This is a genomic window from uncultured Roseovarius sp. (assembly GCF_913057115.1).
In the GTDB taxonomy this organism is placed as follows: Bacteria; Pseudomonadota; Alphaproteobacteria; order Rhodobacterales; family Rhodobacteraceae; genus Roseovarius.
Genome location: NZ_CAJXNN010000007.1, coordinates 25,636 through 40,541 on the forward strand (window position 1 = coordinate 25,636; position 14,906 = coordinate 40,541).

A 14,906-nucleotide genomic window follows, 5' to 3' on the forward strand; every position below is an offset into this window, starting at 1 on the left:
CCATCCCGGCGCTGATGCCGCCGGGGTGGAGCAGCCGACGTTTCAGGGCCGCATTCGGACATTTGCTTGGCAGTTTCGCAGCTTCGCTCGGGTTTGTTGTCAATCGCCACCGATGCGCCCGCTAGATCAAAATTCGCTTTGAACGCAGCAAGTAAAGGGTAGAAGTGCTTCGGATTTCGTGTTTTGATAATCCAGTGTCGGTTTCAGAACACTCACATTGTGCGTAGATAGAAAATCTTGATCTGGCGCACGCAAAAAAAATGATCACCATGATCGCAAAAATCTTCCAGGGAGACAATATGACCAACAAAGACAACCAAATTCTGATCGACCGGCTGGCGGACGCTGCCCGCGACGGCAAGATTTCGCGCCGGTCGTTTATGAACTATTCGATGGCGGCGGGCATGACCGCCTCGGCGGCCACCGGCCTCTGGGGCACCTCGGCCAAGGCCGCACCCAGCCGTGGCGGCACGTTCCGGCTTGGTTCGCACGACGGTAACACAGGTGACACGCACGATCCCGGCACCTATGTGACCTTCTCGATGATCCAGGTCGCGCATACTTTCCGCGCTTACCTCACCCTGATCGAACCGGACGGGTCGCTTGGCCCGGATGTTGCGCAGGAATGGAGCGCCTCGCCCGACGCGAAGGAATGGACCTTCGTGATCAACCCCAAGGCCACCTTCCACAGCGGCAAGAAGGTTACGGCGGATGATGTCATCGCCTCGATCAACCACCACCGCGGCGAGGATACAACCTCGGCGGCGGCGGCGCTTGTCTCGGATGTCGAGGAACTGGTGAAGGTCGATGACATGACCGTCACCTTCAAGCTGGCCGCCGGTAACGCGGACCTGCCGTGGCTGATGACCGACTATCACCTCGCGATCTGCCCGGCCAATGACGACGGCACGATCGACTGGCAATCCGGCGACGGCTGTGGCCCCTACAAACTGGTCGAAACCGAATTCGGCGTAAACTATCGCTTCGTGCGCCATGACGATTGGCACCTCGAAGGCGCCTATTTCGACGAATGTGTCGTGACGGTTCTCAACGACCCGAACGCCCGTCAGACCGCGCTGGTCACTGGCGACGTGGACGCGGTGACCCAGATCGAATTGAAAACCCTGTCGCTGCTGCAACGCGACCCCAACATCGAGATCGACAATGTGCCCTCGGCGGCGGCGATCACCATGCCGATGTTCTGCGACACCGCACCCTTCGACAACGTCGATGTGCGCAACGCGCTCAAGCACTCGATGAACCGTCAGGAGATCATGGACAAGATCACCTTCGGTACATCGACAATTGGCAATGACTTCCACCATTCGCCTGCGATGCCTTATTGGCCCGAAGGACTTGAGCAGAACGATTACGACCCCGACAAGGCCAAATCGCTTCTCAAGAAAGCGGGTGCTGAAGGTCTGAGCACGGAAATCAGTGTTGCGGATTCGGTCTTCTCGGGTGCGGTTGACATGTGTGTTCTTTTCTCGGAGCAGGCCAAGGCTTCGGGCATCGACATCTCGGTCAAACGTGAGCCGAACGATGGCTACTACTCAGATGTCTGGCTCAAGAAGCCGTGGTGCGTTGTGCAGTGGGGCGCACGTCCGACCCCGGACGTGATGTACTCCTTGGCCTACAAGTCTGACGCCGCATGGAACGAAAGCCGCTGGCAAAATGAGCGCTTCAATGAGCTGCTTCTGAAAGCCAAGGCCGAGTTGGATAACGACCTGCGTGCTGAAATGTACCGCGAAATGGCCATTCTGGCGAAAGACGACGGTGGTACGATCATCCCGTTCTTCCCGAATTTCGTCTATGCGCGTCGTAGCAACGTGAAGCATGGTCCGGAACTTGCCGCAAGCTGGCAGATGGACGGCGCACGCGCCGCAAGCCGTTGGTGGTTCGAAGGTTAAGCCAATACACTTGGCCCGGCGCAAACCCTGCGCCGGGCCTTTTCACTGCTTTGACGCGCTGAAGGCCGCCAACAGGGCCGCGACAAAGCCACCAGTCCTAGGCCACTTGAAAAAACACGCAAGGGCTAAGCGGACACAAGAAACTGTTACGACGCTCAAAGCCGCCCGTGTTGTCAGGGCTGCACCAAGGGCGCAACAGCAGGAGGGAACAGATGGGAGACATTCTAGGGCTGATAGGTAAACGGCTCGGTCTCGGCGTATTCATTCTATTCGTCATTTCGATCATTATCTTCTTCATGGTCGAATTGCTGCCGGGCGACATCGCTCAGGCAGTGCTGGGACAAGGCGCTACCGAAGAAAACCTGGCCGCATTGCGCAAGCAGATGGGCCTCGATCAACCGGCACTGGTTCGTTACGGCGAATGGCTTGCCGGTGCCGTAACACTGGATTTCGGAAGTTCGATCGTAACAGGCGAACGTGTCACCACCGTGATCGGCGAACGCTTCATGAACACGCTCTTCCTTGCGGCCTATGCCGCCGTGATCGCCGTGCCGGTGGCCATTATCCTTGGTGTTATCGTTGCACTCCTGCGCAACTCGATCTTCGACCGGGTCGCCAACGTCGTCACGCTGAGCTTCATCTCGTCGCCCGAGTTCTTCCTGGGCTACATCCTGATCCTGTTCTTCGCGGTGAAATGGCAAATGTTCCCCGCGATTTCGAGCCTTAGCGAAGGCATGAGCCTTGGCGAGTTGCTGATCCGGACCTTCTTGCCGGCGCTGACGCTGGTTCTGGTGGTCATGGCGCACATGATGCGGATGACCCGCGCGGCAATCATCAACCTGCTGGCCTCTCCCTATATCGAGATGGCGAAACTGAAGGGCGCGCCACCCTGGAAAGTGATCGTGAAACACGCCCTGCCGAACGCGTGGGCGCCGATCATCAACGTTGTGGCCCTGAACCTTGCCTATCTGATCACCGGTGTTGTGCTTGTGGAAGTGGTCTTTGTGTACCCCGGTATCGGCCAAGCCTTGGTTGACGCGGTGTCGAAACGTGACTTCCCGATCGTACAGGCCTGTTGTCTGATCTTCGCGGCCACCTTCATCCTGCTGAACCTTGCAGCTGATGTTGGCGCCATTCTCACAAACCCGCGTCTGCGGCATCCGAAGTAAGGGGAGTAGAGACAAATGAGTGTATTTGTAATCGGATACTACACCTTGCTTTTGGCGGTGTCGTGCCTCGCGGCGTTTTACAACAAGCGCCAGATCTTCATGGTGGCATTCGGACTGACGCTGGTGTCCTTTATTCTGGGCATCGTCGGCGGCACGGCAGCCTTGCAAGCGGTTGCAATCTGCGCTGGCCTGCTTGGGCTTGCGGCCATGGTGTCCTTCGCCTTCCGAGAGTTCCTTATCCAGATCTCCTCGGCAGAGATGGGCAAGGAATTGCGGACCGCGCCGATGACAGCGGCCTTCGGGATGTTCGTGATTTTCGTCTATATCATCATGGGCATATTTGCACCGTGGATCGCGCCACATGGCGAGGCCGAAGTCATCGCCTCGGCCTTCGCACCGGCAGACGAGAACATGCTTCTCGGCGCGGACCAACTGGGCCGCGATATGTTCAGCCGGATCATCTACGGCGCGCGGAACTCTGTGGGGCTGGCGCTTGCCGCCACGATCGCCGCGTTCGTACTGGGGGCCTTGGCTGGCCTCTTGGCCGCGACGAAAGGCGGCTGGTTCGATCAGTTCATGGGCCGGGTGGCCGACGTGATCATGTCGATCCCGTCACTGATTTTCGCCCTGCTGATGCTGTCGATCTTTGGTCCGCACATCCATGTGATCATCATCGCCGTTGCGGTGATTTACGCACCGCGCGTTTTCCGCCTGACACGGGCGGTGGCGGGCAACGTCGTTGTCATGGACTATATCGAAGCGGCCCAGCTTCGCGGCGAAGGGACATGGTACCTTATCCGGCGCGAGATCCTGCCCAACTCCACCGCGCCTCTGGTGGCGGAATTCGGGTTGGAGTTCTGCTTCGTGTTCCTGCTGGTCGCGGGCCTGTCGTTCCTTGGCCTCGGTATTCAGCCGCCCACGGCGGACTGGGGTTCCATGGTGCGCGAAAACGCAACCCTGATCTCATTCGGTGACATCACACCCCTGATCCCGGCGGCGGCGATTGCCCTGCTGACGGTTGGGGTCAACTTCGTGGTCGACTGGATGCTGCATCGTTCCTCGGGACTGAAGGAGTAATCGAAGATGACCAAGAGAAAAGAAGTCCTGTTGGAAATCAAAGACCTGGAGATTCAGGGCTATTCCGACGAAACATGGGTCGACATCATCAAGGGTGTCGACCTGACCCTCCACCGCGGTGAGGTGCTTGGCCTTATCGGGGAATCCGGGGCCGGGAAATCCACCATCGGCGCGGCCGCCATGGGCTATGCCCGCGACGGCACGCGTATTTCGAATGGGTCGATTGAATTCGACGGAATGGAACTGACCACGGCCAGCGAAAGCGAGAAACGCGCCCTGCGCGGGCATCGCATCGCCTATGTGGCACAATCCGCCGCCGCCTCTTTCAACCCCTCGCACAAGCTGATTGATCAATACAGCGAGGCCCCGCTTCAGTACCGCCTGAAAAAGCGGATCGAAGCCCAGGAAGACGCGATGGAGCTTTACGAAAAGCTGCGCCTGCCCAACCCGCAGGAAATCGGCTTTCGTTATCCGCACCAGGTGTCGGGCGGGCAGTTGCAGCGTGCGATGACGGCGATGGCCATGTCGTGCAAGCCCGATCTCATCATCTTCGATGAACCGACAACGGCGCTTGACGTGACCACCCAGATCGAGGTGCTGGCGGCGATCCGCGACATCGTCGATGAGTACAACACCGCTGCCATCTACATCACCCATGACCTTGCGGTCGTGGCGCAGATGGCCGATACGATCAAGGTGTTGTTAAAAGGCGAGGAGGTCGAAGAAGCCACAACCAAGGAGATGCTGGACAACCCGAAGGAGGACTATACCAAGTCTCTCTGGGCCGTCCGCAGCTTCAAACGCGATCAAAAGGAGCGCCCCAAGAACGCCACTCCGCTGATCTCGGTTCAAGGCGTGGATGCATCCTATACCGGCGGTGCAAAGGTGCTCGATAACGTCAGCTTTGATGTTTACGAGGGCATGACCGTGGCAGTGGTGGGCGAATCCGGCTCGGGCAAGTCCACGACGGCGCGGGTCATTACCGGCCTCTTGCCGCCCTCAAAGGGCGAGGTTCTGTTCAAAGGCGAACCGTTCCCGCCCGATTACCGGAACCGCACCAAGGATCAGTTGCGACAATGCCAGATGATTTATCAGATGGCCGATACCGCGCTGAACCCCAAGGTGAAGATCCGGGAAATCATCGGTCGACCGGCACAGTTCTATTCGGGACTGAGTGGCGCGGCCCTCAAGAACCGGGTCGACGAATTGCTTGACTTGATCGAGCTTGAGCCATCCCAGTACTACAATCGCTATCCGTCAGAACTTTCCGGTGGGCAAAAACAGCGGATCGGTATTGCCCGGGCTCTGGCGGCGGAGCCGACCTTCATCGTCTGCGACGAGGTCACCTCGGCGCTTGACCAACTGGTGGCCGAGGGCATCCTGAGACTTCTGGATCGGCTCCAGAAAGAGCTCAACCTTGCCTATATGTTCATCACCCACGATCTGGCGACGGTGCGTTCCATCGCCGACGAGGTGGTGGTCATGCAGCACGGCAAAGTGGTGGAGCAGGGGCCAAAGACGGAGATGTTCACCCCGCCGCACCACCCCTATACCGATCTGCTGCTCAGTTCCGTTCCCGAAATGGACCCTGAGTGGCTGACGACTCTGCTGGAAGAACGTGGCGTGGATAACGTCGGCGATGCGGCCACGGCACAGATCGATCCGAACGATCCCAAGATCGCCGGCTGAGTTTGCGGCTTTGAAAAACGAAAGCGGCGGATGGTGTTTTCACCATCCGCCGTTTCTATGTCATGTAATGTGCAACCGAGGATGGGGGAGAGAGGACCCCGGTTTTAGAGTGCCCTGGATCAGGTGATGGACATCGCGCTGAACACCATCGTTGCAACGATGATGCCGTACACGATGAGGACCGCCGGCCAGGAAGCACTATGCATACGCAATTCGCGGTTCAGTTGATCGCGGGTCATATTGTCGGCCTCCTGAGTTTGTGAGGTTGCGGTTGTCCGGGCGTCACTGCGTCCGTATCTCGCACATAATGGTTTTTTCCCCCCGCGCAATCATTTTTCTATTAAAAATCCATGCGCTTTTTGCAATGCTGAATGCGCCGGATGTCATAGCTGACCCCCGGCGCCTGAATTCGGCAGACTGATGTCTGAAACCGACCTTGCGGCGGCTCTACTTGCCGGGGCCTTGAAGTGGCATCACCTGAAGTTCCCCTTCCAACCGGGCCTTGATGGCTTGCGCGGCGGCGTGGGCACCCGCGGCGGTGGTGAAATAGGGGATCTTGTCATAAAGCGCAACCGAGCGAATCTCGCGGCTGTCTTCCACCGCCTGCGCCCCCTCGGTGGTGTTCATGACCAGCGTGATCTGCCCGTCTTTCATCATATCCACGATGTTCGGGCGGCCCTCGTAGACCTTGTTGACCACCTCGCAATCAATCCCGTGCTCGCTCAGGAAGCTGGAGGTGCCACGCGTCGCCACGATGGCAAAGCCCATTTCAACCAATAAGCGCGCGGTGTCGACCAATTGCCCGGTCTTGTCCGCATCCTTGATCGAAAAGAACACCTTGCCATTCTCGGGCAGGTCCGTGCCGGCCCCCATCTGCGCCTTCAGAAAAGCGCGCGGGAAAGACACATCCCACCCCATCACCTCGCCGGTTGAGCGCATCTCGGGCCCAAGGATGGTATCCACGCCGGGGAAACGGGCGAAAGGCAGCACAGCCTCCTTGACCGAAAACCACGGCATGTCCGGATCGGCCAAAGTCATCTGGTCGGCCATCGGCAGGCTGCCGGGGGTCGCGCCCTCGGGGTAAGCGCCGCGATGCGGGAAGGCCTCCATTTTTTCTCCGGCCATCAGCCGCGCAGCGATCGAGGCGATGGCACTGTCCGTGGCCTTGGCCACGAAGGGCACCGTGCGGCTGGCCCGCGGGTTCACTTCGATCAGGTAAATATCGTCGTCTTTCACGGCGAACTGCACGTTCATCAGACCCCGCACATTCAACGCCAGTGCAAGCGCCTCGGTCTGGCGTTTGATTTCGGCAATCGTGTCTGCGCCGAGCGAATAGGGCGGCAGCGAACAGGCACTATCGCCCGAATGCACGCCCGCCTCTTCGATATGCTGCATGATGCCCGTCACATGCACGGTTTCCCCATCGCACAGGGCATCCACATCACATTCAATCGCCCCCGCCAGATAACCATCCAGCAGCACAGGGCTATCACCCGAAACCACCACGGCCTCGGCGATGTAGCGTTCCAGATGCGCCATATCGCGGACGATCTCCATCGCCCGACCGCCCAGAACATAAGACGGGCGAATGACCAGCGGGAAGCCGATTCCCTCTGCAATCTCAAGGGCTTCCGCATCGGAATGGGCAATACCGTTCGATGGCTGCTTGAGCTTGAGTTGATTGACAAGCGCCTGGAAGCGTTCCCGATCCTCGGCAAGGTCAATCGCATCCGGCGTCGTGCCAAGGATCGGAATGCCCTCCGCTTCAAGCCCCCGCGCCAGCTTCAGCGGAGTCTGCCCGCCGAACTGCACGATGACCCCGTGCAAGGTGCCGTTCTCCTGCTCTACCCGCAGGATTTCCATCACATGCTCAAAGGTCAGCGGCTCGAAATACAACCGGTCAGAGGTGTCATAATCGGTCGAAACCGTTTCCGGGTTGCAGTTGACCATGATGGTCTCATAGCCCGCTTCGGTCAGCGCGAAACAGGCATGACAGCAGCAATAGTCAAACTCGATCCCTTGGCCGATCCGGTTTGGCCCGCCGCCCAGAATAACCACCTTTTTACGGTCGCTCGGGCGCGCTTCACATTCCACGTCGCCCATCATCGGGGTCTCGTAGGTAGAGTACATATAGGGCGTTTGTGCCTCGAATTCGGCGGCACAGGTGTCGATCCGTTTGAAAACCGCCGTCACCCCCTTGGCATGCCGCGCGCGGCGCACATCGGCCTCGGTAAAGCCGGTCAGCTTGGCCAGCCGTGCATCGCTAAAGCCCATCATCTTCAGCTTGCGAAGGCCCGCTTCATCACTCGGTAGGCCCTCGGTTTTGACAGTCTCTTCGGCTTCCATGATCTCGCGGATACGCGACAGGAACCACGGGTCAAAAGCGGTCGCGGCCTGAATCTCATCGTCGGTCAGCCCTTCGCGCATGGCCTGCGCGATGGTGCGCATCCGGTCTGGAGTCTGTTCGCTGATCGCCTTGATCACGGCGGCCTTGTCGGGCGCGCCGGGAATGTCCACCTCGTCAAATCCGGTCAGGCCCGATTCCATCGACGCCAAGGCCTTTTGCAGCGACTCATGGATCGTCCGGCCAATCGCCATGGCCTCGCCCACCGATTTCATCGCCGTGGTCAGATAGGGCTCCGATCCGGGGAATTTCTCAAAGGCGAATTTCGGGATCTTGGTCACGACATAGTCGATGGTCGGCTCAAAGCTGGCAGGCGTCACCTTGGTGATGTCGTTGTCCAACTCGTCCAGCGTGTAGCCCACCGCCAGTTTCGCGGCGATCTTTGCAATCGGGAAGCCCGTTGCCTTTGACGCCAAGGCAGACGAGCGGCTCACCCGTGGGTTCATCTCGATCACCACCATGCGCCCGTCTTCGGGGTTGATGGCCCATTGCACGTTCGACCCGCCGGTTTCCACGCCGATCTCGCGCAGCACGGCAATACTGCCGTTGCGCATGATCTGATATTCCTTGTCGGTCAGCGTCAGGGCAGGGGCTACGGTGATCGAATCGCCGGTATGCACACCCATCGGATCGACGTTTTCGATGGAACAGACGATGATGGCGTTATCCGCCTTGTCGCGGACAACCTCCATCTCGTATTCCTTCCAGCCCAGAAGCGACTCGTCGATCAGGATTTGGCTCACGGGCGAGGCATCCAGGCCCGATTTGCAGTAATGCTCGTAATCATCGCGGTTATAGGCCACGCCGCCGCCGGTGCCGCCAAGGGTATAGGCGGGGCGGATGATTGCCGGAAGGCCCACATGCTCAAGCGCGGCCATGCATTCGTCCATGTTCTCGGCGATGGTGGCCTTCGGGTTCTCGATTCCCAAACGGTCCATCGCCTCACGGAACAGCTTGCGGTCCTCGGCCATCTCGATGGCCTCGCGGTTGGCGCCAATCAGCTCCACCCCGAATTTCTCCAAAACGCCCATGTCGGCCACGGCCAGCGCGGTGTTCAACCCGGTTTGCCCACCCATGGTGGGCAGCAGGGCGTCGGGGCGTTCCTTTTCGATGATGCGGGCGACAACCTCGGGGGTGATCGGCTCGATATAGGTGGCGTCGGCCAGTCCCGGGTCGGTCATGATCGTCGCGGGGTTGGAGTTTACAAGGATCACGCGGTATCCTTCTTCGCGCAGCGCCTTGCAGGCCTGCGCGCCGGAATAGTCAAACTCGCAGGCTTGGCCGATAATGATCGGGCCCGCCCCGATGATCATGATGGACGAGATGTCTGTTCTTTTCGGCATGGTGATCCTCGGGCAGCTGATCGGCCGCACCGCCACAATGGGGCGCGCGCAAATTGTTGGCGGTTATATCCATCACGCGCCCGCTTGCAAGGGGGATCGCAAAACTTGGATCAATCGCCGCTTTTGTGGGTGTCATTCCAACGTCGCGGGATTACATACCGTCAGATTGCAACGGGAAAGACGGCATTTGAAGATTCGCTTCGATAATGGCCCCAAGGCCGCCGCCTGCCGTTTCGCGCATCCGCGCGAGATGATCGTCGCGCATGAGATATCCGATGTCCCCGCCGCCCTCGATGCATTGGATGCCGCGCAAGGTGCGGGCGCATGGCTGGCCGGGTTTGCCTCTTACGAATTGGGCTTCGCGCTGGAACCCCGGCTTGCGGCCCTCATGCCCAAGGCCCGCGGCCTGCCGCTATTGCAGTTCGGGGTCTATGACGCCCCCGAAGCGGCGCCCGATCTCACGCCCGGTCCGGCCACCCTGCAACGCTTTCAACCGGGCTGGCGCAAGGCGCGATACACCCAAGCCTTTCAGAAGGTGCATGACTATATCTGCGCCGGTGACATCTATCAGGCCAACCTGACCTTCCCGCTGTCCTTGCGCGCCACCGGAGGGGCCGAGGCGCTCTATCACGCGCTCACGCAGGTGCAGCCCGTCCGCTACGGCGCGATGGTCGAGGCCGAGGGCCTGCCAGCGATCCTCTCGCGCTCGCCCGAGCTTTTCTTCCGCACCAAATCCGATGGCCGGATCGAAACCCGCCCCATGAAGGGCACCCAACCGCGCAGCTCTGACACGGGCGAAGACGCCCGCCGCAAGGCCTTCCTGCAAACGGATGAGAAGAACCGCGCCGAAAATCTGATGATCGTCGATCTTCTGCGCAACGACATCAGCCGCATTTGCGAGGCCGGAAGCGTCAAGGTGCCGGAACTGTTCTGTGTCGAAAGCTATGAAACCGTCCACCAGATGGTCTCGCTCATCACCGGGCAGATGCAGGCGGGCACGGGCCTTGGCGATATCTTCCGCGCGCTTTTCCCCTGCGGGTCGATCACCGGCGCGCCGAAACTGCGCGCCATGGAGATTCTGGCCGAACTGGAAGGGGCCGCGCGCGACATCTATTGCGGCACCATCGGCTGGGCCGCGCCCGATGGCACCTCGGAATTCAACGTGGCGATTCGCACGCTCATGCTTGACGGCGATCAGGTCCGCCTCAACGTCGGCGGCGGCGTGGTCTACGACAGCACCGCCGCCGCCGAATACGAAGAAGCACTTTGGAAAGCCCGCTTCGCCCGCGCCCTCACGCCTGCCATCGCTTAATCATTCGGCGGCGTGCCGCATATCCTCCACCGGGGCAGGATAAAGGTAATCGCGCGTCAAAGGCACCGCGTCCTGCTTGGGCGATAGCTGGAACTGGAACACCACTTGCCGATTGAACCGAAAGGTCAATTCGCTGGCAACCAAGTAATACCGCCACATCCGGCAAAACCGCTCGTCATAAAGCGCGCGGACATTGTCGATGTTGTCCATGAACCTGTCATGCCAATGCTTGAGGGTCTCGGCATAATGCAGCCGCCAGATCTCAACATCGGTGGTGAACAAATCCTGCCCCTCGATGGCATGCGTCGCCTCTGACAAGGCAGGCACATAACCACCGGGAAAGATATACTTGGCAATCCAAGGGCTGGTCACACCGGGCCGCTCACATCGCCCGATGGTATGGATCAGGGCCACTCCGTCTTCATGTAACCGCTCGCGGACATTACGGAAATATTCCCCATAATGCGGCACGCCCACATGCTCGAACATGCCGACCGAAACCACCCGGTCGAATTTGCCCTCCACATGCCGGTAGTCCATCAGGCGGAAATCCACCTTGTCGGACAATCCCGCAGCCTCGGCGCGCTGTCGCGCCATGGCGTGTTGCTCTTCCGACAGGGTCACGCCCACCACCTCCGCGCCATAGTCCCGCGCCAGCGTCAGGCCCATACCGCCCCAACCACAGCCGATATCCAAAACCCGCATGCCCGGCTCCAGAAGCAGTTTGCCCGCGATGTGATGCTTCTTGGCCTCCTGCGCCTCCTCCAATGTCATTTCCGGATCGCGGAAATAGGCGCAGGAATACTGCCGGTCCTTGTCGAGAAAGAGGTCATACAACTCCCCCGACAGGTCATAGTGATGCGCCACGTTTGACCGCGCCCGCCCCACAGGGTTGAACTGCCCAAGATACCGCAGCAAATGCCGCCCCATCTCCAACGGGCGGCGAAACCATGGCTGACCCTGAGCCGCGATATTGCGAATGGCCAACCCCAGAAATCCGTAAAGGTCATCGCCCTCGATGGTCAGACGCCCATCCATATAGGCCTCCCCCACCGCCATATCGGGCGACAGGACAATCCGGCGCGGCAGCGTCGGATCATGCAGGCACAGCGCGACACGCTCGCCCTTGCCATCGCCATAGCGGCGCGTCGTGCCTTCAGGATAGGTAACCGTCAACTCACCATGACGAAACAGATGCCGCAGCATCGCGTCCAAAGCGCTCGTCCACATGTTTCACCCCCAGTTTCCCACGCCCACCCGGCGCATTGATTTGGTGATGCGAAACCTGCCGATCGTCCCGCCGGATGCCCCGGCGACTGCTCACAAAGGGCATTTTTGCCGAAAAACCCTGTTTCTGTAAATGTTTTTGGTCAATGGCGCTGACTTGCGCGGCCTCCCGCCCTTGACTTTACCGCCCCGCCAAGGTGTATCGGCGCGGACCATGAGACATGCCCGTAACGGGCCCTGAGAGGACACCATGCACGCATTCCGCAGCCACACCTGCGCCGATCTGACGAAATCCAACGTGGGCGACACCGTCCGCCTGTCCGGCTGGGTCCACCGGATCCGCGACCACGGCGGCGTTCTGTTCATCGACCTGCGCGATACCTATGGCATGACCCAAGTGCTCTGCGACCCCGACAGCCCGGTTTTCGCCGAGGTCGAAGGCGTCCGCTCTGAATGGTGTATCCGCATCGACGGTGAGGTGAAGGCCCGCGACGACAGCCTCATCAACCCGAAAATACCCACCGGCGAGATCGAGGTTTTCATCCGCGACATGGAAGTTCTGGGCAGCTCCGAGGAACTACCCCTCATCGTCTTCGGCGATCAGGAATACCCCGAGGAAACCCGCCTCAAATACCGCTACCTCGACCTGCGCCGCGAGGTGATGCAAAACAACATGGCCCTGCGTTCGGACGTGGTGGCCTCCATGCGTCGCCGCATGTGGGATAAGGGCTTCCGCGAATACCAAACCCCGATCATCACGGCCTCCAGCCCCGAAGGTGCGCGCGACTTCCTCGTGCCCTCCCGCCTGCATCCGGGCAAATTCTACGCCCTGCCGCAAGCCCCGCAGCTGTTCAAACAGCTGATCATGGTCTCGGGTTTCGACAAGTATTTCCAAATCGCGCCCTGCTTCCGCGATGAAGACCCGCGCGCCGACCGTTCGCCCACCGATTTCTACCAGCTCGACATGGAAATGAGCTTTGTCGAGCAACAAGATGTGTTTGACACCATTTCCCCCGTCATCGCGGGCGTGTTCGAGGAATTCGGCGGTGGCCGCAAAGTGGACGCACCGCAAGACTGGCCGCAAATCCCCTATAAAGAGGCCGCGCTGAAATATGGCACCGACAAGCCCGACCTGCGCAACCCGATTGAGATGCAGGACGTGTCCGAGCATTTCCGCGGCTCCGGCTTTGCCATCTTCGCCAAGCTGCTGGAACAGGACGGCACCGAGATTCGCGCCATTCCTGCGCCCACCGGCGGCAGCCGCAAATTCTGCGACCGGATGAACAAATTTGCCCAACAAGAAGGCCTGCCCGGCATGGGCTATATCTTCTGGCGGGAAGGCGAAAACGGTTCTGAGGCCGCAGGCCCCCTTGCCAAGAACATCGGCCCCGAACGCACCGAGGCGATCCGCCAACAACTGGGCCTTGGCGTGGGTGATGCCGCTTTCTTCCTCGGTGGCAAACCGCAGGCTTTTGAGCGTGTCGCCGGCAAGGCCCGCGATGTCATCGGTGAGGAACTGAACCTCACCGACAAAGACCGCTTTGCCTTCGCATGGATCGTCGATTTCCCGATCTTCGAGAAAGACGACGAAACCGGAAAGATCGACTTTGAACACAACCCCTTCTCCATGCCGCAAGGCGGGATGGAGGCGCTCAACGCCGATCCTTTGGCCGTCAAAGGCTTCCAATATGACCTGTCCTGCAACGGTTATGAACTGGTCTCTGGTGCCATCCGGAACCACAAGCCCGACCTGATGCTCAAAGCCTTTGAGATTGCAGGCTACGGTGAGGACGAGGTGAAAAACCGCTTTGGCGCGCTCTTCCAAGCCTTCCACTACGGCGCACCGCCCCACGGCGGCTGTGCGGCGGGCATTGACCGGATCGTGATGCTGCTGGCGGATGAGCAAAACATCCGCGAGGTCATCATGTTCCCGATGAACCAACAGGCCTCCGACCTGATGATGAACGCGCCCTCCGACCCCACCAGCGACCAGTTGATGGAACTGGGCCTGCGCGTCATCCCGCAGGACGACTAAGGCCCATGGACCAAAGCCGCCCCGTCGGCCCCCCGGTGCCCGATTGGACACCACCGCCCCTGCCAAGGGGCGAGGGGCTCTCGGGGCGTTATGCGCGGCTTGAGGCACTGGATGCCGACCGGCACGCGGCCCTGCTCTTCAAGGCCTTCGACGGGCATGACGCGGTCTGGACCTATATGCCCGATGGTCCCTTCGCCTCCGCCGCGCAGTTTCACCGCTGGATGCGCGAGGCCACGTCGCGCGACGACATCCTGTTCTATGCCATCCGCGACCTGACAACCGGGGAGTATGGCGGCTTTGCCTCTTACCTGCGGATGAAACCCGCCTCCGGGTCGATCGAAGTGGGCTATATCGCCATGTCGCCACAGCTACAGCGCACCCGCGCCGCGACCGAAGCGATCTATCTGATGATGAAATGGGCGTTCGAGGCAGGCTATCGCCGGTTCGAGTGGAAATGCGACGCGCTCAACGCCGCCTCGCGCCGGGCCGCGCAACGCTTGGGCCTCAGTTACGAGGGTATCTTCCGGCAAGCCACCGTGGTGAAGGGCCGCAACCGCGATACCGCGTGGTTCGCCGCCATTGATAGTGAATGGCCCGCCCTCGCCGAGGCGTTTCAGTTCTGGCTGTCCCCGGCCAATTTCGATGCGAGGGGCCAGCAACGCGAACGCCTGAGCGATCTCACCAGCCTCGTGCGGGTCGCAGGCGATCCCGAACAGGCCCCGCAGCACCGCCCCTGACGG

At 60.2% G+C, this 14,906-nt stretch carries 9 protein-coding genes; 7 read left to right on the forward strand and 2 right to left on the reverse strand.

The features are described from left to right. Positions 1–299: 299 nt before the first annotated feature. The 4 genes from QZ498_RS04725 (at position 300) to QZ498_RS04740 (ending at position 5,845) form a co-directional block, all read left to right on the forward strand. On the forward strand, positions 300–1,910 hold the full coding sequence (locus tag QZ498_RS04725) for an ABC transporter substrate-binding protein (protein WP_294620582.1): 1,611 nt from the start codon (positions 300–302) through the stop codon (positions 1,908–1,910). A gap of 212 nt (positions 1,911–2,122) precedes the next feature. Continuing rightward, positions 2,123–3,079 carry an ABC transporter permease gene (locus QZ498_RS04730; protein ID WP_294620583.1) on the forward strand — a complete coding sequence of 319 codons (957 nt, stop codon included), beginning with the start codon at positions 2,123–2,125 and terminating at the stop codon, positions 3,077–3,079. A gap of 15 nt (positions 3,080–3,094) precedes the next feature. Beyond that, positions 3,095–4,156, forward strand: a complete 1,062-nt coding sequence (locus QZ498_RS04735) for an ABC transporter permease (RefSeq protein WP_294620584.1) — start codon at positions 3,095–3,097, stop codon at positions 4,154–4,156. Positions 4,157–4,162: 6 nt separating this feature from the next. Further along, positions 4,163–5,845, forward strand: coding sequence for an ABC transporter ATP-binding protein (locus QZ498_RS04740; protein WP_294620585.1), 1,683 nt, complete (start codon positions 4,163–4,165; stop codon positions 5,843–5,845). Positions 5,846–6,292: 447 nt separating this feature from the next. On the opposite strand, the gene carB is transcribed toward QZ498_RS04740, so the two are convergent. Continuing rightward, positions 6,293–9,592: a carbamoyl-phosphate synthase large subunit gene (gene carB, locus QZ498_RS04745; RefSeq protein ID WP_294620586.1), complete on the reverse strand. Its 3,300-nt coding sequence runs from the start codon at positions 9,590–9,592 to the stop codon at positions 6,293–6,295. Between the two features lie 187 nt (positions 9,593–9,779). Between carB and QZ498_RS04750 the strand changes: the two genes are divergently transcribed. Further along, positions 9,780–10,904 (forward strand): aminodeoxychorismate synthase component I, encoded by a 1,125-nt coding sequence (locus QZ498_RS04750; protein ID WP_294620587.1) that lies wholly within the window; start codon positions 9,780–9,782, stop codon positions 10,902–10,904. On the opposite strand, the gene QZ498_RS04755 is transcribed toward QZ498_RS04750, so the two are convergent. After that, positions 10,905–12,134: a cyclopropane-fatty-acyl-phospholipid synthase family protein gene (locus tag QZ498_RS04755; protein WP_294620588.1), complete on the reverse strand. Its 1,230-nt coding sequence runs from the start codon at positions 12,132–12,134 to the stop codon at positions 10,905–10,907. It lies immediately after the preceding gene. Positions 12,135–12,381: 247 nt separating this feature from the next. Between QZ498_RS04755 and aspS the strand changes: the two genes are divergently transcribed. Both aspS and QZ498_RS04765 read left to right on the forward strand, forming a co-directional pair. After that, on the forward strand, positions 12,382–14,166 hold the full coding sequence (gene aspS / locus QZ498_RS04760; protein WP_294620589.1) for an aspartate--tRNA ligase: 1,785 nt from the start codon (positions 12,382–12,384) through the stop codon (positions 14,164–14,166). A 5-nt stretch (positions 14,167–14,171) separates the two neighbouring features. Continuing rightward, on the forward strand, positions 14,172–14,903 hold the full coding sequence (locus tag QZ498_RS04765) for a GNAT family protein (protein WP_294620590.1): 732 nt from the start codon (positions 14,172–14,174) through the stop codon (positions 14,901–14,903). Positions 14,904–14,906 lie beyond the last annotated feature (3 nt).